General features: G+C 63.2%; 14 protein-coding genes and 1 pseudogene. 12 read left to right on the top strand and 3 right to left on the bottom strand.

Features of this window, described 5'->3' with window-relative positions; translation table 11 throughout:
- A pseudogene (locus RFN28_RS31405) lies at positions 1-829 on the top strand (hypothetical protein); the annotation flags it as partial.
- A 334-nt stretch (positions 830-1,163) separates the two neighbouring features.
- Positions 1,164-1,364, top strand: coding sequence for a hypothetical protein (locus RFN28_RS31400; protein WP_320291040.1), 201 nt, complete (start codon positions 1,164-1,166; stop codon positions 1,362-1,364).
- A 307-nt stretch (positions 1,365-1,671) separates the two neighbouring features.
- Here the strand turns inward: RFN28_RS31400 and RFN28_RS31395 are convergent, their stop codons facing one another.
- Complete coding sequence (locus RFN28_RS31395; protein WP_320291039.1) at positions 1,672-1,962, bottom strand: hypothetical protein; 291 nt, start codon at positions 1,960-1,962, stop codon at positions 1,672-1,674.
- 621 nt (positions 1,963-2,583) lie between these two features.
- On the opposite strand from RFN28_RS31395, the gene RFN28_RS31390 reads away from it, so the two are divergent.
- The gene (locus RFN28_RS31390) at positions 2,584-5,418 is read left to right on the top strand and encodes a S10 family serine carboxypeptidase-like protein (protein ID WP_320291038.1); all 2,835 of its coding nucleotides are present in this window, start codon (positions 2,584-2,586) and stop codon (positions 5,416-5,418) included.
- Between the two features lie 147 nt (positions 5,419-5,565).
- Positions 5,566-6,741, top strand: coding sequence for an acyltransferase family protein (locus tag RFN28_RS31385; RefSeq protein WP_320291037.1), 1,176 nt, complete (start codon positions 5,566-5,568; stop codon positions 6,739-6,741).
- 327 nt (positions 6,742-7,068) lie between these two features.
- Here the strand turns inward: RFN28_RS31385 and RFN28_RS31380 are convergent, their stop codons facing one another.
- On the bottom strand, positions 7,069-7,851 hold the full coding sequence (locus tag RFN28_RS31380; RefSeq protein ID WP_320291036.1) for a helix-turn-helix domain-containing protein: 783 nt from the start codon (positions 7,849-7,851) through the stop codon (positions 7,069-7,071).
- A gap of 110 nt (positions 7,852-7,961) precedes the next feature.
- Between RFN28_RS31380 and RFN28_RS31375 the strand changes: the two genes are divergently transcribed.
- From RFN28_RS31375 to RFN28_RS31355, 5 genes are read left to right on the top strand one after another with little or no spacing between them, the layout of a single operon-like run.
- Positions 7,962-10,103, top strand: coding sequence for a hydantoinase/oxoprolinase family protein (locus RFN28_RS31375; protein WP_320291035.1), 2,142 nt, complete (start codon positions 7,962-7,964; stop codon positions 10,101-10,103).
- A gap of 13 nt (positions 10,104-10,116) precedes the next feature.
- On the top strand, positions 10,117-12,312 hold the full coding sequence (locus RFN28_RS31370; protein WP_320291033.1) for a hydantoinase B/oxoprolinase family protein: 2,196 nt from the start codon (positions 10,117-10,119) through the stop codon (positions 12,310-12,312).
- 5 nt (positions 12,313-12,317) lie between these two features.
- Positions 12,318-12,824: an acetone carboxylase subunit gamma gene (locus RFN28_RS31365; RefSeq protein ID WP_320291032.1), complete on the top strand. Its 507-nt coding sequence runs from the start codon at positions 12,318-12,320 to the stop codon at positions 12,822-12,824.
- A gap of 7 nt (positions 12,825-12,831) precedes the next feature.
- Complete coding sequence (locus RFN28_RS31360; protein ID WP_320291031.1) at positions 12,832-13,602, top strand: glucose 1-dehydrogenase; 771 nt, start codon at positions 12,832-12,834, stop codon at positions 13,600-13,602.
- An 18-nt stretch (positions 13,603-13,620) separates the two neighbouring features.
- Positions 13,621-14,448 (top strand): SDR family NAD(P)-dependent oxidoreductase, encoded by an 828-nt coding sequence (locus tag RFN28_RS31355; protein WP_320291029.1) that lies wholly within the window; start codon positions 13,621-13,623, stop codon positions 14,446-14,448.
- Between the two features lie 59 nt (positions 14,449-14,507).
- Here RFN28_RS31355 and betI read toward each other — a convergent pair whose 3' ends face one another.
- Entirely contained in the window at positions 14,508-15,146 is a 639-nt protein-coding gene (betI, locus tag RFN28_RS31350; RefSeq protein ID WP_320291027.1) for a transcriptional regulator BetI, read from the bottom strand.
- A gap of 111 nt (positions 15,147-15,257) precedes the next feature.
- On the opposite strand from betI, the gene RFN28_RS31345 reads away from it, so the two are divergent.
- From RFN28_RS31345 to RFN28_RS31335, 3 genes are all read left to right on the top strand, one after another.
- On the top strand, positions 15,258-16,295 hold the full coding sequence (locus tag RFN28_RS31345) for an alcohol dehydrogenase catalytic domain-containing protein (RefSeq protein ID WP_320291026.1): 1,038 nt from the start codon (positions 15,258-15,260) through the stop codon (positions 16,293-16,295).
- A 113-nt stretch (positions 16,296-16,408) separates the two neighbouring features.
- A complete protein-coding gene (locus RFN28_RS31340; RefSeq protein ID WP_320291025.1) occupies positions 16,409-17,350 on the top strand; it encodes an ABC transporter substrate-binding protein in 942 nt (313 codons plus the stop codon).
- A gap of 93 nt (positions 17,351-17,443) precedes the next feature.
- Positions 17,444-18,505 (top strand): quaternary amine ABC transporter ATP-binding protein, encoded by a 1,062-nt coding sequence (locus RFN28_RS31335; protein ID WP_320291024.1) that lies wholly within the window; start codon positions 17,444-17,446, stop codon positions 18,503-18,505.
- Positions 18,506-18,520: the final 15 nt, after the last annotated feature.

Here is an 18,520-nt window from a genome sequence, read left to right as displayed (position 1 = left end):
AGAGCAGGGCACGGATCAGCGGAAGGGCAAGAAGTTCCGCAAGCTGCCGACCGTCAACGGTGCGCCGGCCGAAAACGGGCAGAGCGCGCAGGAGAAGGTCGAGAAGAACAACCCGGCGGTCTCTAACCAGAATGCGCCCAGCGGCAACCAAAAGAAGTTGCGACGCAACCAGGTTCAGTCGTCCGGCCAGGCCACGGTCACGGGGCCGAGCGGGCAGGGCGCCGTCTCCCCGAACGCGAATGTAAGGAACAGGAGTCTGCGCAAGCCTCCGAATGCCGGTGGCGGATCAGCCGGCGGCGAGGCCAACGTTCAACAGAACTTCAAGGCCAACAAGCCAAACGAGAATGCGCGGCGCCAGTTTAAGCAGGAAAAGCAGGTGCTTAGCCCGCAAAGGCCGGAGTTCCAGGCGCAGCCGAAGCCTCGACCGCGGATGCAAGAAAGACGACTGCAGCAGCAGCCGAGGCCCCAGCCCCAGGTGCAGGAGAGACGCCTGCCACAGGAGCAGCCGAGACCTCAGATGCAAGAACGGCGTCCCCCGCGGGAGCAGCCGAGGCCTCAGATGCAAGAACGGCGTCCGCCGCAGGAGCAGGCGAGACCTCAAATGCAAGAGCGACGTCCGCCGCAGGAGCAGCCGAGACCTCAGATGCAAGAGCGGCGTCCGCCGCAGGAGCAGCGCAGACCTCAGATACAAGAACGGCGTCCGCCACAGGAGCAGCCGAGACCTCAAATGCAAGAGCGACGTCCGTCGCAGACGCAACCCAAGCCGCAGCAGCAAGAGAAGAAGAAGCCGTCTTGCGGACAGCCGGGCGAACCGGCCTGCGGCAAATAGGAGCGCTGAAAAAGCGGCCGGCTAATCAACGAGCGAGGCGCCGCCCCGCAGTGCCATCCATCCTGACATGAATCCTCGAACCGTCGTGCTACGGTGCAGGTGGTTTCTGCGAGACCCGATCTTGCCAGCCATGAAGTGAAGAGGAGAGTTCGCCACGTCCAGGATCAACCGCCGCGCCCTGCTCTTTCACACCAGCAGCGCTGTTGTCGCCTCAACGGTTGCGGGAACGGCTCTCGCCGCACCGTGTGGAGATCGAGAACCGACCAACGAACTGGGTGCGCTGATTGAAGCACACAAGGCAGCCTACGCGGCGTTCGGCAAGGCCATCCATGAGATGGGCGGCAGCAGCCGCGACTACGACAGAGCCAGCCGAGCAGAGGAGAGGGCGCTGCTGGCTATCTGCGCCTATCCTGCGGCCAGGGAAAGCGATCGCGTGGCCAAGGCCCGATATCTTTTGGAGATCGAGCGGCGCGGCGAACTCGACCTGGCAGAGCAAATGCAGGCTCTTCTCCGCTCGACAATGTGGAAGGCATGAGACTAACCGCCGCGCAGCCGGTCAGGCTCCATCAGTTCATTCGAAGATCGCACTAGCGAGAGCAATTATATCGGACGAGCTCGCCACTCGAAGTGCGGCATCGCGATGCCAATCATGCATTGTTCATGGTCCTGATCGAATGCTGCCAGATCATCATAGACGCGGCCGATGAGCCCGAGGCAACTGCCGCGCTCGTCGCTCGATTATTAAGCACTCGGGCAGGCCAAGATGGTGACCTTGCGATCGAGGCGGGCTGGTATGGCTCGAGATCCACAAGCTGCCGCGGAACTAGTCGCAACCTGGGTTCCTATTCGTCGGAGTCGTCGTTGTCGTTTTCGTCGTCGGATGGACTGTTCCGATTTGCATCGTCCGCTTGCTCTTCGACGTACGCTTGGCAGCCCTCGTTGAAAGATCGGCTATCCCCATCGCAATCCCGTTCGTCGGTGATGTCGTTCCTCGCCGCCCAATCATAGCCGGCCTCGTGTCCCGAGCAGTCATCCCTGCAATCGTAGCCATGGAAAGTCTCTTGCGCGTTTGCCGGGGCAGCAAAAGAGGCGGCAAACGTTAGAGCGCCGGCCGCAACAAGAATTCGGATCATCACAAAACACTCCCTTCGAAGCCCCGATGTCCGGTATTTCGCGACCTTGGCGAAGATGAGGCTGATAGCTGGGATCCGATGGGAAAGGCGCGTGATCCGGCGGGACAAGTAGCGGCACTAGGCAGTTTTTTGTCTGCCTAGGTCGGCGGCCGACGCATACTGTTTGGGGCGGGGTAGGGGGTACATGAAAACGTCGGCCGCCGGTGTTAAGCGGAATGCGTCATCAACGACACAGTCTCGGATTAGGCACGGTGGAAGCGCCTTCAATGAGATTGCCTGCTTATGGTGAATAAATGCCCGCTGGGCGATGGTAGCCGAATTTGGCGGCGAGACAGCTGCGCGCCGACGTACATGATGAGTTATTCCCAGCACTCCAAACCGACAGCTCGATGGGCATGGCATCGATGTGCCCTGACAACATGGCGGCCGATCCGGCTCACAGGCGCCGATGCTCACAACTTGTAGGCTCTGCCAAACGGGCGTATGGTACTGCATGAAATTCTATATATTACAGAAGTATAAAATAAGAATTTAGCAAACTTAGAAGGAAAGACATTCGCCGGGGCGGAGGGCAACCGAAGAGTATCGGTTGGCGTAAACTCGAAGTCTTGGAGGCCGGCGATGGCGAAGACAATCAGGAATGGCCTGGGCGCGCAGGCGCCTGCACCTGACCAGCCGTTTCTCGACATCACCGCTTATGGGTCCGGGCCGGATGACTCTGTTTCGGACGCGAACGAGAACGCCGCCATTACCCACCACGTGGCCAAGGTGAATGGGATTTCCATTCCCTACACCGCCATAGCCGGTCATCTCGTCGCCGTCGACCCGTCGAGTTCGAAGCCCGCCGCCAAGGTCTTCTATGTCGCCTTTACAGCGGACGGCATGGACGCGACCACCCGCCCGGTGACGTTCTTCTACAATGGCGGACCTGGCTCGTCGTCGGTCTTCCTGCTGCTCGGCTCGTTTGCGCCCAGGCGCATCAGAACCAGCATGCCGGGCTTCACGCCCCCTCCGCCCTATGCCATGGAGGACAATCCCGATAGTATGATCGACCGCAGTGACCTGGTCTACATCAACCCTGTCGGCACCGGCTATTCCGCGGCGATCGCACCCTTCAAGAACCGCGATTTCTGGGGAGTCGATCAGGACGCCGTCTCGATCAAGCAGTTCATCAAGCGGTACCTCAGCGCCTTCAACCGTTGGAACTCGCCGCGCTTCCTGCTCGGAGAATCCTACGGCACGGCCCGCAGTTGCGTGCTGGCCTGGCTGCTGCACGAGGACGGCCTCGACCTCAACGGCATCACGCTGCAGTCCAGTGTGCTCGACTATCCCGCCAACTTCTCCAACGCGGTCGGCCTGATGCCGACCTTTGCCGCAGATGCGTGGTTTCACAAGAAGACCGGCATCGAGCCGCTACCAGCGGACCTCGCTCCATACATGGAGACCGTCACTCAGTTCGCGCAGGGGCCTTACGCTGCGGCGCTGAAAGCTTTCCCGAAGGCAGATCCCACGGCGGTGGAGACGCTGAGCCGCTATCTCGGCTTGCCCGCCAGCGAACTCGGCGGCTGGCGGCTGAACGTCGAGGCTGCCGACCGGCTCGGCCATTCCGCCTTCCTGGTCGAGCTTCTGCAAGACCGAGGCCTGGCGCTGGGTGCCTATGACGGGCGCGTGACCGGCATCGATACGGGCATATCGGCCATCGTCTCGCCCGATGGCGGAATGAACGACCCTACGATGGCTGCTGTCGGCGGCGTCTACACCTCAATGTGGAACACCTATCTCAACAACGACCTCAAATTCACGGCCACCTCGAACTTCATCGACCTCAACGACCAGGCCTTCCAGTTTTGGGACTTTAGTCACGCCGATCCGACGGGCGCGGTGCAGAAGCCGGACAGCCAGGGAAACCCGACGCTCTATACGGCCGGCGATCTCGCCGCCACAATGGCCGCCAATCCCGACTTGCTGGTACTCTCGGCGAATGGCTACTACGATTCGGTGACGCCCTTCTTCCAGACCAGGCTGACGCTGGGAGCCATGCCGCTGCAGGACGCCCAGGTGCGCGCCAACCTCGCGATCAAGAACTACCCCTCGGGACACATGATCTACCTCGACGGCGCTTCGCGAACGGCCATGAAAGCTGATCTCGCGGCCATGTACGACCGGGCCGTCGGCACACGTCGCGCCCGCCTGCAAGCCAGGGCGGCGCTGTCGCGCGCGGTGCCCAACATCATCCGGCCCTATTTCAAGCTGCCCGGCGTCGGTGACGTCGCCTTCCGCCCGGCCGCCGCCGGAGCCGAGCCGTGGGATGTGCCGGATCTTTGCCGAGCCTATTCCTGGCCCAGCGGCCTTGTTGGCGGCGGCGTCATCGCGATCATCGAGTTCAGCGGCGGGTGGGTGCAGAAGGATATTGATGCCTATTTCCGCTCGACGGGCCTGCCGGCACCGACCATCGTCGACGTGCCGATGGGGGTCGGCCGCAACGATCCGAACAAGCACTCCGGCAACCCGGCGGCCGACCCCGATCGCGAAGTTGCACTTGATATCGAAATCGCTGCCGCCGCCTATTCTGTGGCCACCGGCGATGCGGCAAGCATCCGCGTCTACTGGGCTGACGCCGGCGACTGGGGCGCGATGGCAACTGCGATCACCGCCGCCGCGGCCGACGGCTGCGACGTCTGCTCTGTGTCTTGGGGTTCCGACGAGGCCAACTGGAAGTCGGCGGCTGCAATGTCAGGCATCGACTATCCCGGCAGGCTGAACAAAGCGGCGGAGGCCGCCACCAGGGTCGGCATGATCGTGTTCGCTGCATCGGGCGACAACGATTCCTCGGACGGCGGGGCCGATCCGGCCAATGTTGACCTGCCGTCCTCCAGCCCGTTCGTCGTTGGCTGCGGCGGCACCATGAAGCCGCACGGTGCCAATGCGGAAGAGACCGTCTGGAACGACGAGCCCGGCAACCCGAATGGCTCGGGAACAGGCGGCGGCTTCTCGGAGCTGTTCCGCCCCATGCCGGCATGGCAGGCGGGAGCCCCGCACGGCCCCGGCCGCATGGTGCCCGACGTCTCCGCCAATGCCGATCCCTATACGGGCTACAGTGTCTTCGTGCACGGCCGGCAGGAAGTGATCGGCGGCACGAGCGCCGTAGCGCCGCTCTACGCCGGGTTATTTGCCGCCTTCGGGCGCAAGCTCGGACTGGCGACGCCGCAACTCTGGCTCAACCATACCTGCTTCAACGACATAACCAGTGGCGACAACGGCTATTTCCGCGCCCGCGTCGGCCCGGACCCGTGCACCGGCATCGGCACTCCTATCGCGGACAAACTGGGCGCGCTGTTTGAGGCGCTACGCAAATCTGCAGCCAAGACGGTACATCCGGGGCGTGGACGACGGCGGAATGCGGCGACGGCTTTGGTTCCGGATTTGAATAGAGCGATGCGGGCGACACTAAAGTGAGGCGGTAGACCGCCTGAGACTCGTTCAATCGAACTGCGATGGCACCGACGCAAGTTCCGTGCGAATTCAGGTAGCCACCGCGGGAGCCATCGCATCAAATTGCATACCGAGACACTAACGCGGGTTGACATCCAGAGTTCGCTGTCCATGCTGCAGCGCAGCATGGACAATAGCATTATCAAGTCATCGCGCATCGAATGCCTCGACGGACTTCGCGCCACCGCCGCTTTGTGGGTTTTGGTCGGGCACTGCCTGATCTTGACAGGCTGGCACGTCCCGGTGCTTGGCGATCCTGCCCTTGGCGTTGACCTGTTTATCATGCTGTCCGGCTTCCTGATGGTGTTTCACTATCAGCTGCGGCAGGATCGGGAGCCCTGGCAAAGCCCCGCAACCTGGTTGAAATTCTGGACGAGGCGCTACTTCCGCATCGCGCCCCTGTTCTACTTATTGTTCTTCGTTGCTCTTGCGCTCGGGCCTCAACTCTATGAGTCCCGTGTGGTCATCGATGATTTCCTGCAGCGAGCTCCACAGGCGCCGGAGCGCTTTCTGGACGACAGTTTGAAAAACATCTTCGCCCATCTGACCTTCCTGTTCGGCCTTTCCCCGAACCTCGCCTATCGGACGCCACTTCCCGACTGGAGCCTGGGCCTGGAGATGCAGTTCTATGCGGCCTTTCCGGCGCTTATGCTGCTGGTGCGCGGCTTCGGCTGGGTCTGGGGCGCTTTGTCCGTGGCGGCGCTTGGCAGCCTCGCGGTGATGGCCCTTTCCCTGGCGTCGGTCGATTTCCCGATGCCGTCCTTATTGGCGCTCAAGATCCAGGTGTTTCTGTGCGGCATGCTGCTCGCCGGCCTAGTGCATCAGAAGCGGCCGCGGCCGCTGCTCTATCTGGTGCTGGCAATGGCGCTCGCGGCCATCCCCTTCGGCGATGGGTATGGGCTGTCCAAACTCCTGATACGGGAAGCTTTGGTGATGGGCTTCTTTGCCCTCGTACTCTACAGGATGCTGCCGGGTGCGCCCGGTGCCGTGGCGCGAAAGATTGCCGTCGCTTTTGGAGGGGGCGTCTTTCGCATGCTCGGCGAGCTCTCCTACAGCATTTATCTAATCCATCTGTTGGTCCTGCAACCCGTCGCCGCCTTCGTCATTGCCCGCTATGGCTACGATTTGGACGCGCCGCTCCGCTTCGCTATCGTGCTTGGGGTCGTGTTGCCTGTGGTTTGCGCTCTGTCCTGGATCACTTACACGCTTGTGGAAATGCCCGGGCAAACGCTGGGACGAGCGGTGCTGCGCCCGTTCGCTCGCAAGCCGGCGCCCGAGCCAGGCTGATTGATCGGATGCGGTCTGTGCGGGATTTGGCATTTGCTTGCTGAAGCACAAGACCGCTCATGTGTCACTGTGTCGACCCACTCCGGTTACTGACCTGTGCCTATGCAGCCATCGATCACGGTGGCCTGCGGCAGGCTCTGTAAGTCGCAATGTCGTCTGGATGCTGGATTTGACCGGCAGCTTTGCGCCTAAATGTCGGCCGTTGAAGTCAGCTTGTGCAACGCCCGAAAGCGGGCATTCACCACGTATCTACGATGTCTGGGTTTGAATTTCAGCCACCCCGGTTGCTGTGCGGCAAGGCAATTCGCTGCACTCGATTGAGAGTAGCTACCTTGCTGAACTCTTGTGCTGGAAGAACTGTAGAAACAATTCGCGCTCCGTGGTGATGTCGAGCTTCTCGTAGATGCGCCGGCGATGGTTCTTCACCGTGCCGACAGTGATACCGAGCCGCTCGGCGATGTTGGCGGTCGGGTGGCCGGCGAGGATCAGCTGCACCAGCTCGCGCTCGCGCAGCGACAGCTCCGGCCACAGGCTCTCCGGGATGCTTGGCTTTTGCTGCGGCGAGGCGCCCGGGCCGGTCGGGGCCGAGGTACGGGAGAAGTCGCTGCCGCGCGCCTTGATGTCCAGCGCATGTAGCGCCTCGAACACCGGTAGCCGCTCTTCCAGCAGCGCTATTTCGTTGTCCTTGAAGGCGTTGGTCGAGCGGTCGAGGAAGATGCCGAGGCACCAGTCGCCGCCATCGGCGAGAATAATGCCGACCTCGTCGCAGATCTCCGACTGCGCGAGGAAGCCGGCTATGTACTGGCCGCGCTTGGCCTCTTCGTCGGCCAGGCTCTTGAGTGGCATGATGCCCAGCCGCCGCGCTCGCCGCCAGGAGGCATAGAAGGGATCGAAGACGTAATAGTTTTCGAGGTAGCGCCGCACCATCTCGTCGGAGAAGCGCCGGTGCTTGACGAATTCCGGCGTCTTCGTCGCCGAATAGCGCGTCACCGTCACCAGGTCATGCGCGATGTCGGCGCCGATCAGGTCGATCAGGCAGTCGACATGCCGGTCGGTGCCGGTGGCGGCGATCGCCTTGGCCAGCGGCGCCCAGATGTTGCCCATGCGCATGCCCTCTTCTCGGCGAACCACGCTCTGCCGTCATTGTGCCTTTAGGCATATGGCGCGGTCCGGCCCCTCGAATCTAGCCTGCGGTCGTTCTCGGCAAGGGAAAGCGACCAGTGGACCAGATCACCACCAATCCAATCGTAATCGGCATCGACGCCGGCGGCACCATGACCGACACGATCCTTGTCGATCAGGACGGTCACTTCAAGATAGGCAAGTCGGCGACTACGCCGAAGAACGAGGCCGAAGGGTTTCTCGCTTCTGCCGAAGATGCGGCCGATGCCTGGGGCATCTCGCTGCAGGACCTGTTCTCGGGCGTCAATGTCGTGCTCTATTCCGGCACCGGCATGCTCAACACGCTGTTGTCGCGCACCGGTCGCAAGCTCGGGCTGATCACCACCAAGGGCCTCGAGGACATGATCCTGATGGGTCGCGGCCTGCAGGCCTGGGCCGACTACTCCTATGCGGACCGCCTGCATGCGGTCACCCATCACCATCCAGATCCGCTGGTGCCGCGCCGCCGCACTCACGGCGTCACCGAACGCATCGATCAGTTCGGCGATGTCATCCTGCCGCTCTACGAGCACGAGGTGCATGCCGCCGCGAAGAAGCTGATCGCCGACAAGGTCGAGGCGATCTGCATCATGACCGTCTTCTCGCATGTCAATCCGGCGCATGAGAAACGCATCGCCGAAATCTGCCGCGAAGAGATCGATGCCGCCGGCGCTGATATCCTCGTCTACACCAGCCATGAGGTGCGCCCGGTGATCCGCGAGCAGTCGCGGCTGAACTCGGTGCTGATCGAGGCCTACGCCACCTCGCGCGGCCGCAAGCAGCTCAAGGGCATCGAGGACGTCTCGAAGAAATACGGCTTCAAATACGGCGTGCAGACCCTGCTCTCCTTTGGTGGCCTGACCTCGATCAACCATCCGCGTCTGCACGAGACAATGATCTCCGGGCCGATCGGCGGCATCCTCGGAGCCGCCTATGTCGGCAAGCTGATCGGTAACGATTCGCTGATCTGCTCGGACATGGGCGGCACCTCCTTCGACATGGGCGTGATCACCCGTGGCCAGACGCGGATCGAGAACGAGCCACTGATGGACCGCTTCAAGCTCAACGTGCCGACGCTGCATCTCGACACGATTGGCGCCGGCGCCGGCATGATCCTGAAGGTCGACCCTCTGACGAGAAAGGTCTCGCTCGGGCCGGAAAGCGCGGGCTCCGATCCAGGACCGATCTGCTTCGCCAAGGGCGGCACGGAGCCCACCATCGCCGACTGCGACGCCATCCTCGGACGGCTCAACCCGCATTACTTCCTTGGCGGCAAAGTCGTGCTGCAGGTCGAGAAGGCGCGAAAAGCCTTCGAGGAGAAATGCGCCCGCGTGCTCGGCGTCGGCGTCGAGGAGGCTGCCGAAGGCATGATCGACATGCTCGAGGCCGATGCCAACAACGCGCTGCGGCGCGTCATCTCCGGCCAGGGCATCCACCCGTCGGAATTCACGCTTTTGTCCTATGGCGGCTCCGGCCCGCTGCATCTGGCAGGCTGCTCCAGGGGCATCGGCTTCAAGGACATCATCACCTTCCAGTTCGCCGCCGCCTTCTCGGCCTTCGGCTGCACCACCGCCGATTTCATGCGCCGCCATTCGGTGTCGACACAGATCGACATCGGCGCGCGCGCGAGCGATGACGAATTGCAGGCCTTCGGCGCAAAGGTCACGGGCGTCTGGGACGATCTGACCAAGGCAGCGGTCGACGAAATGGTCGCCGACGGCCATGCGCTCCCGAAGATCAAGACCGTGCCGTTCCTGATGATGCGCTACACCGGCCAACTCGAGGACGTCGAGGTGATGGCGCCGCTGTCGGTGATCGCTTCGGCCGACGACATGCGCAAGGTCATCGCCGAGTTCGAGGCGGTCTACGCCAAGGTCAATCATCGCGTCTCGCGTTATGGCGAGGCCGGCTTCTCGATCACCGAGCTGGGCTTGATCGCCACCGCCGACAAGGTCAAGCCGATGCTGGTCAAGCGGCCGCCCGGCAAGTCAGACCCGGCGTCCGCCCATAAGGGCGTGCGCGAGGCCTATATCGGCGGCCGTTGGCACGAGGCCAATCTCTACGAGATGGACTTGCTGCAGCCCGGCCACGAGGTCATCGGCCCGGCCATCATCGAACATCCGGCGACGACGCTCGTCGTCCATCCGCGGGACCGCGTCTTCGTCGATGAATGGACGCTGCTCCACTACTCCCATGCTTGAGAGGGCGAACGCCATGCTGGACAAACCCGCCTCTGCGCTGCGCATCCGCGAACGGCTGATCGAATCCGAACGGCTGATGGAAGAGACCGGCTGCTATGACGGCATCACCGAGCTCGAGCTGCGCAACCAGGACCCGCTGAAATTCGAGACGCTGCACACCAAGCTGCGCGCCTATTGCGTCTCCGCCCGCGAGATGGCGCGCCGCATCTCCGCCTCGCCGGGCGTGCGCGAAGTCGGCGAGATGGTGGTGGCCATCTACACGCCGGAAGGCGACGCGATCGCGCTCTCCAACGGCATCATGGTGCACGTGCATACGATGAGCCGCTTCATCAAATGGATGATCCGCAACGGCTACGAGGAGAACCCGCAAATCCGCGACGGCGATATCTTCGCCAACAATGACGCCTTCATCGGCACCGTGCAGGTGCCGGACGTGATGGACGTGGTGCCGATCTTCCATTCGGGCAGACTGGTCGGCTGGGCGGGCGCTGTCTGCCATGAGCTCGAGGCCGGCGGCATCACCCCCGGCGGCGACGTGGCGCTGGCGCAGGAACGCTTCACGGAAGGGTTGTTCGTCTGCGCCGAGAAGGTCGGCGAGAACGACGAGCTCCGGCGCGACTATGTCATACGCTGCGAGCGCAATCTCAGAATGCCGATCTACTGGGTACTGGACGAGAAGGCCAAGGTCGCCTCCTGCATCGACATGCGCGAAAGCGTCAAGGCGCTGATCGACGAGATCGGCCTCGACTACTGGATGCAGGTGTCGAAGGAATTCATCGAGGAGGGCCGCCGCGCCCAGCTCGCGCGCACGCGCCAGCTCACCGTGCCCGGCATCTATCGCAGCCACACCTTTTATGGTCACGTCACCGCCGGCAAGCCGGGCTACCAGCCGCTTGGCGATCCCGACTGGCTCTACAACATTCCGATCGAGATGGAGATCACCGGCGACGGCAAGATCATCATGGACTTCGAGGGCACGCAGCCCTGGGGTTACCATTCGATGAACTGTACGCCGGCCGGCATGGACGGCGGCATGTTCGTCACCCTGACCCAGCACATGAATTTCGAGGGCCTTGTCAATGACGGTGCCTGGATGGCGACGGAGCTGAAGCTGCCGGCCGGCACCTGGACCAACCCCGACAGCGAGATGGTGGCGACCGCCACCTCCTGGGCGCTGCTGCTCCCCGCGTTTGGTGTCTTCCAGCGGCTGCTCTCGCGCTCCTTCATCGCCCGCGGCTTCGTCGAGGAGGCCTTTGTCGGCCAGGTCAACAGCCCGATGATCGAGATGGGCGGAGAGAGCCAGTACGGCACGTCTTTCGGCATGGCGCATTTCGAATGCGCGGCAGCCGGCTCCGGCGCTTTAGCCATCAAGGACGGGCTCGACACCGCCTATGTCGGCTGGAATCCGGAATCCGACATGGGCAATATCGAGATCTGGGAACAGAACATGCCGATGCTCTATATCGGCCGCTCCATCGTTCCCAATTCCGGCGGCGCCGGCAAATATCGCGGCGGCTGTTCCTTCCTGTCGACCTGGCTGGTCTCAAAGACCGATCATCTGAGGCTGGTTACGTCCGAACATTCCTCCCGCGTCTTCGACAATGGCGGGCTCTGCGGCGGCTATCCGGCGCCGACCTGCCAGAAACACCGCGCGGTGCGCGACAGCAATATCTTCGAACTCGCCGAGAACCGCGCGCCGCTCGCCCACCACACTGGCACCAATCCCTATCGCTCGGAACTCGAGGTCCGGCTGGAAGGCGAGCATGTGACGCTGGAGGGGCCCTACATCACCGCGCCGCACAAGACGGGCGATGTTTTCACCCACTCCTACAATGGCGGCGGCGGTTACGGCGACGTGCTGGAGCGCGATCCGGTGAAGACAGCATGGGACGTCGAGAACGGCTTCCTGACCAAGGAAGCTGCCGAAGGTGTTTTCGGCATCGTGCTTGAAGAGGACGAGGAAGGCTTTCCGATCGCCAATCTCGAAGCAACGAAACGCCATCGCGCCGAGATGCGGGCAAAGCGCCTGGCGCGCGCAAAGCCGGTTTCGGAATGGATGGCCAAGGAGCGCGAACGGGTCAAGGCAGCCGATTTCGCGCCCGAGGTGAGGAAGATGTATGCCAGCGCGATCAAGCTTTCGCCGCGCTTCGCAAAAGACCTTTCGACCTTTTGGGATGTCGACGCCAAATCGACCTTCGGCGTGGAGTAAGGACCATGACCTCATACAGCAAGGAAGTCATTGCCGATCTGGTTGCCGGCACGCTGCCCTGGCCGCAGACGCGCCGGATCATGAGCGCCTACAAGGATGACGACCGCTTCTTCAAATACGTCGCGGTGCTGCAGGACCGTGTCGGTTGGAGCGATCCGATACTGCTCCCCGTGGGCGATCACCTCTTCATCTGTCAGAGCGGCGACGAGCGGGTGACGAAATGCGAATGCGGCCATTCCTTCGGCGACTACCGCAGGAACTGGAAGCTCAAGGCCGCGATCATCGTGCGCGACACCGAGGAATCGTTGCGCGAGATCTATCCCAACAGCGACCTGCCGGATCCGGACTGGATGGAAATCCGCGAATTCATCTGTCCGGAATGCGGCACGCTGCATGAGGTCGAGGCGGCAGCGCCGGGTTATCCCATCGTGCATGATTTCGAGCCCGATCTCGAAGGCTTTTATCGTGACTGGCTGGGCAAGCCGCTGGAACCGTCGAACAAGGGAGGCTGATGCCGAAATGGGCCGCGTCGCAGGCAAGGTAGCGCTCATCACCGGGGCCGGGCTCGGCCTCGGGCGGGCGTCGTCGCTCCTTCTGGCGTCGGAAGGCGCAAAACTGGTCGTGAGCGATATCGACGAAGCTCTCGCCGGCAGCACGGCGGCCGAGATCGTCAAGGTCGGCGGCGAGGCGCTGGCCCTGCGCCAGGACGTCTCGAAGCCCGAGAGCTGGCCGGCTGTCATGGCGGCGATCGAGCAGCGCTTCGGGCGGCTCGACGTGCTTGTCAACAATGCCGGCATCGCCATCGCCAAGAACATCGAGGACACCTCCTTGGCCGAATGGCGGCGCACCATGGCGGTCAATCTCGACGGCGTCTTTCTCGGCTGCCAGGAAGGCATCAAGCTGATGAAGAAATCCGGTGGCGGATCGATCATCAACCTCTCCTCCATCGACGGCATCATCGGCGAGGCCGAGCTTGCCGCCTATTGCGCATCCAAGGGCGGCGTGCGCACCCTGACCAAGGCGGTCGCCGTGCATTGCGCCGAGCAGCGCTACGGCATCCGCTGCAACTCCATCCATCCCGGCTATATCTGGACGCCGCAGACAGAGAATTACCTGCGCGACCTCGGCACGCTCGAGCAGGAAAAGGCCAAGGCCTTGTCGCGCCACCCGATAGGCTTCCTCGGCGAGCCGAACGACATCGCCTGGATGGTCCTCTACCTTGCTTCCGACGAATCCAAATTCGTCACCGGCTCCGAAATGGTCGTCGACGGAGGCTATCTTGCAGTGTGAAAAGGGAGATCGCATGCGATGACAAACCTGAGCGGCCGCAGCGCGATCGTCACAGGCGGTTTTTCTGGCATGGGCTTTGCCATCGCAACCGCGCTCGCCAAGGCCGGCGCCAATGTAGCCGTCGGATCCTACGTCGCGCCGCCGCAAGCGGGCAGAACCGACGCTGCCTATTATCCCGGCGCGGAAGAGGTCGAGCGCGTCCGCGCCGCGCTTGCCGCGTATGGCACCAAGGTCCATGCCGCGCATCTCGACGTGCGCGACAGCGCTCTCACCAACCTCTTCTTCGCCGAGGCCCAAGCAGTTGTCGGTCCGGCCGACATCCTGGTCAACGCCGCGGGCACGACCGCCGAGCAGCCGGTCTGCGGCCATTCCGACGAGCTCTGGGACAAGATCGTCGACACCAATCTGACCGGCGCCTTCCGCACCACGCGCGCCGTCCTGCCCGGCATGATCGAGCGCGGCTGGGGCCGCATCGTCAATATCGGCTCGACCGCGGCGTCCGTCGGCTGGAAGGACAATCCGGCCTATTGCGCCTCCAAGGCCGGCCTGCTCGGCTTGACGCGTTGCGTGGCGCTGGAAGGGGCGCCGCATGGTGTGACCTGCGTCATGATCAGCCCGACATGGGTCGAGACCGAACTGATGCGCCGCAACGTCGCGCAGGTGGTGGCGCGCGAGGGCAGGGGCCGCAGCGTCGAAGACGCGATGGACGAATTCAGGAAAGGCAACCCTCAAGGGCGCATCATGCAGCCGGAGGAGATCGCGGCGCTTGCGGTGTTCCTCTGCTCGGACCTCGCCAAGGGGATCACCATGGAAAATATCCAGATCACCGGCGGGGCCTTATGGTGAAACCCGCGTCGGCAAGGAGCGCTCACAACCGCTCGCTGCCGGCGACGCAGTCGGGTCCGTTACGCCGCCTGCAATTGAAGCCTTTTCAGCTTCGACACCATGCCCGCGCCAAGCATCTTTTCCGAATATTCGACCAGCAGCGCTCTCGCCTCCAGATGCGAGATGGCGTCGTCGGAGTGGCCGCGCCGCAGCCAGAAGCCGTCCAACATGGCGGCAAAGCCGCGCACGAAATCATCGATCTCCTGCTTCGACCACAGCGGCGACAGCGCCGAGCCGATGTTCGACCGCAGGCGCTTGTAGAACAGCTCCTGCAGCCGGGCGTAGCGGGGATTGTGCGCCGCTTCCGCGTAGAAGGAAATCCAGGCGTTGGCTGTGCTGCGCTCAAACTTCTCCTCCGGGAAATTGCCATCGACGATGGCCGTCAGGCGATCCCACCGGGTCTCGGCCTGGCGCAGATTGATCACCACCGCATCCATCAGGACACGGTTGGCGTATCGCACCATCTCGAACAGCACCTGGTCCTTGTCCTTGAAATAATAGGTCAGGATGCCTTGCGACATGCCGGCCTCGTGGCAGATGCGGGTCGTCGTCAGGCCCTTCAGGCCGTCACGCAGGAAGATGCGGTGCGCCGCCTCGATCAGCTCGACCCGCCTGATGTCCTCGATCCGGGTCCTTTGCTTCTTTGTCCTGGTCGCCATGGGTTTCGTATATCCGACGAAAATTTTGTACGCTCTAACAAATTTTTCTATTGTGATATAATTTTGGCAGGCCTAGGCTGCGAAAGCAAGCAGACGCCTTATGGGCTATCGATGACGTCGCACACACAAACGATGCGGGCTGCGGTCCTGGGCAGCTATGGCGAGCCGCTCGACCTCACCAGCGTGCCTCGTCCCGTCGCCGGCCCCGGTCAGGTTCTGGTGCGGCTGCAGGCCTGCGGCGTCTGCCACACCGACGTGCACATCTGGCGTGGCGAGAGCGTTCCGCCGCATGCGCCTTCGCCCTTCGTCATGGGCCACGAGGGCATCGGCAGCGTCGAGGCGATCGGCGACGGCGTCAGCGGCTGGGCGCTGGGCGACCGCGCCGGCGTGCCCTGGATCCACGACACCTGCTGTCATTGCGACGAATGCCTGGATGGCTACGAGTCCTTCTGCCAGCACCATCGCGCGCACGGCCTGAACGTGCCCGGCGCCTTTGCCGAATATGTCGTCTGTGACGCCAGGTTCGCGGTAGCGTTGCCCGAGACGATTGACCCGGTGACCACCGCCCCGGTGATGTGTGCCGGCATCACGGCCTACGGCGCGGTGAAGCGGGCCGGGTTGAAGGCGGGCGAGAGTGCGATCATCTTCGGCTGCGGCGGCCTCGGCCTCTATGCGGTGCAGATCGCCAGCCGGCTCGGCGTCAAGGTGCTCGCGGTCGATCGCGATCCGGCGAAGCTGGAGATCGCCCGCCGCTACGGCGCGACGCAAACCGAGATCGCCGACAGCAGCCTGCCGTCAAGGCTCGCTGCGAGGCGCGAAAAATATCACGCCTGCATCAACTTCGCGCCGACCACCGCGACCTGGGACGCCATGGTCGCTGGCATCAGACCGCGCGGCAGGATCATCGCCGCTGCCATGGTCTTCCAGCCCGTGCCGCTCATTCAGGAGTGGCTGACGGCCACAGGCGTCGTCATCACCGGCACCAGCGTCGGCACCAGGCAGGAAATGCGCGAGCTGGTCGCCATGCACGCGGAGCAACCTCTCGAAACCACGGTCGAGACCATCAGGCTGGACGAAGTCTCGGACGCGCTCGCCGCGCTTGAAAGAGGCCAGTCGAAAGGCAGGTTCGTCATAAGCTTCACGGAGTGATCGACAGTGTCCTGCGGCCAGGGGAGTGGCGCGCAGAGAGAGGTTTGCGGAAGCCTCGGCATCAAGGATGAAGTTCAGTTCAAACCATAACATCCAGAACAGGGGAAACCATCATGCCGAACTCAATGAACAGACTGAAAAATGCCGGAATTGGCCTGGCGCTGGTGCTTGCCGCCACGACGCCTGGTCTGAGCGCCGATCTCGGCGCCAAGGACGAGCCGATCAAGCTCGCCATGCTCGAATGGACCGGCGCCCACGTCTCCACGCACATCGCCGGGCAACTGCTGCAAAAGCTCGGCTACAAGGTCGAATATGTGACCGCCGGCAACTTCCCGCAGTTTTCCGGTCTTGCCGATGGCTCGCTCAGCGCCTCGGTGGAAGTGTGGATGAACAATGTTGGCGACATATATCCCAAGACGCTTGCCGCCAAGCAGATCGAGGACATCGGCAAGCTCGATCTGAAGACGCGTGAAGGCTGGATCTATCCGAAGTACATGGAAAAGGTCTGCCCCGGTCTGCCCGACTGGAATGCCTTGAACAAGCCCGAATGCATCCAGGCGCTGTCGACGCCGGAGACCGCGCCCAACGCGCGCTTCCTCGACTATCCCGCCGATTGGGGTTCGCGCGCGGCAACCATCATTGCCGACAATTCCATGCAATACACCGCCGTGCCCGCCGGTTCGGAAGGCGCGCTGGTGGCCGAGCTCGAGGCCGCGGAGGCCGCCAAGAAGCCGCTGGTGATGATGTTCTGGGGCCCGCACTATGCGCTCGCCGAAAACGATGTCGGCTGGGTCACCATGCCGCCCTGCAAGGAGCAGACAAACGAGCACTGCATCACGCCGCCCGACGTCGACAAGATCGTCTGGTCGGGCTTCGGCGCCAAATGGCCGGCGGCCTATGCCTTCCTCAAGGCCTTCAAGATGGACGCCGGCGAGCAGGAGAAGTTGATGCTGGCCGTCGACAAGAAGGGCGAGGATCTCGATGCGGTGGTCAAGGCCTGGATCGACAAGAACGAAGCGGTCTGGAAGCCCTGGGTCGACGGCGCCAAGGGATAACCGGCCAATGTGTCTGGCAAGGGCTGAAGGCAATCGAAGCCCGGCTGCCGCGATGCGTGGAGCCGGGCAGCCAACGCGCGCGGGTGGCTTGCGATGAACAATGTCGGCCGTCCCGTAAAGCTCACCTGCCGCAATGTCTGGAAGGTCTACGGCCGGCGGCCGGCCTACTATTTCGACTCGCGCGGCTATGTGATCGATCCCGATGCGCTGGCCGAGCGCCTGCGTGCCGAAGCCCATCTGCCGGCCGTCGTCGATGCCAGCTTCGAAGTGGCGACCGGAGAGATCTTCGTCATCATGGGTCTCTCCGGCTCCGGCAAGTCGACACTGGTCCGCTGCCTGTCGCGCCTTGTCGAACCGAGCGCCGGCGAGATCCTGCTCGATGGCAAGAACCTGCTCCAGGCCAGCGGCAAGGAACTTATCGAGCTGCGAAGGCATGCGATGGGCATGGTCTTCCAGAATTTCGGCCTGCTGCCGCATCTGAGCGTGCTGGGCAACGTCGCCTTTCCCCTGAAGATCCAGGGCAAGCCGGCGAAGGAGCGTGAAGCCCGCGCCCGCGAGATGATCGCGCTGGTCGGGCTCGAAGGCCGTGAGGACTCCTTTCCGCATCAGCTTTCCGGCGGCCAGCAGCAGCGCGTCGGCATCGCCCGCTCGCTCGCCGTCGGGCCGGAACTCTGGTTCCTCGACGAGCCGTTCTCGGCGCTCGACCCGTTGATTCGCCGCCAGATGCAGGACGAGTTCCTGCGCCTGCAGCGCATGCTGAAGAAGACCATCATCTTCATCACCCACGACATCGCCGAGGCCTTCCGGCTTGCCGACCGGCTGGCGATCATGCGGGCCGGCAAGATCGTCCAGATCGGCCGCCCGGCCGATATCGTGCTCAATCCGGCCGACGACTATGTCGCACAGTTCACCGAGGATATGCCGCTGCTGCGCGTTATCACAGCGGGCGACATTGCCGCTCCGGCGAACGGGGCGGCGCTGCCCGAGCAAAGCATCGCCGCCGACACCAGCCTCGAGGCGTTGATCCCGCAGCTTGCCTCCGGTGTGGCGGCCTTCACGGTGTCAGGCACTGGCGACAGCCCGCCGGCAGTGCTCGACGCCGGCGCGGTGCTCGCCGTGCTGGAGCGCGAGCAGGCAAGGCGTACGCACCCATGACCGCGCCGGCCGCGA

It is taken from the genome of Mesorhizobium album, from assembly GCF_033977205.1.
GTDB classification, from domain to species: domain Bacteria; phylum Pseudomonadota; class Alphaproteobacteria; order Rhizobiales; family Rhizobiaceae; genus Mesorhizobium; species Mesorhizobium album.
Note: the sequence above shows the minus strand (reverse complement) of the source record. Positions and strands in the feature narration are given on the sequence as shown.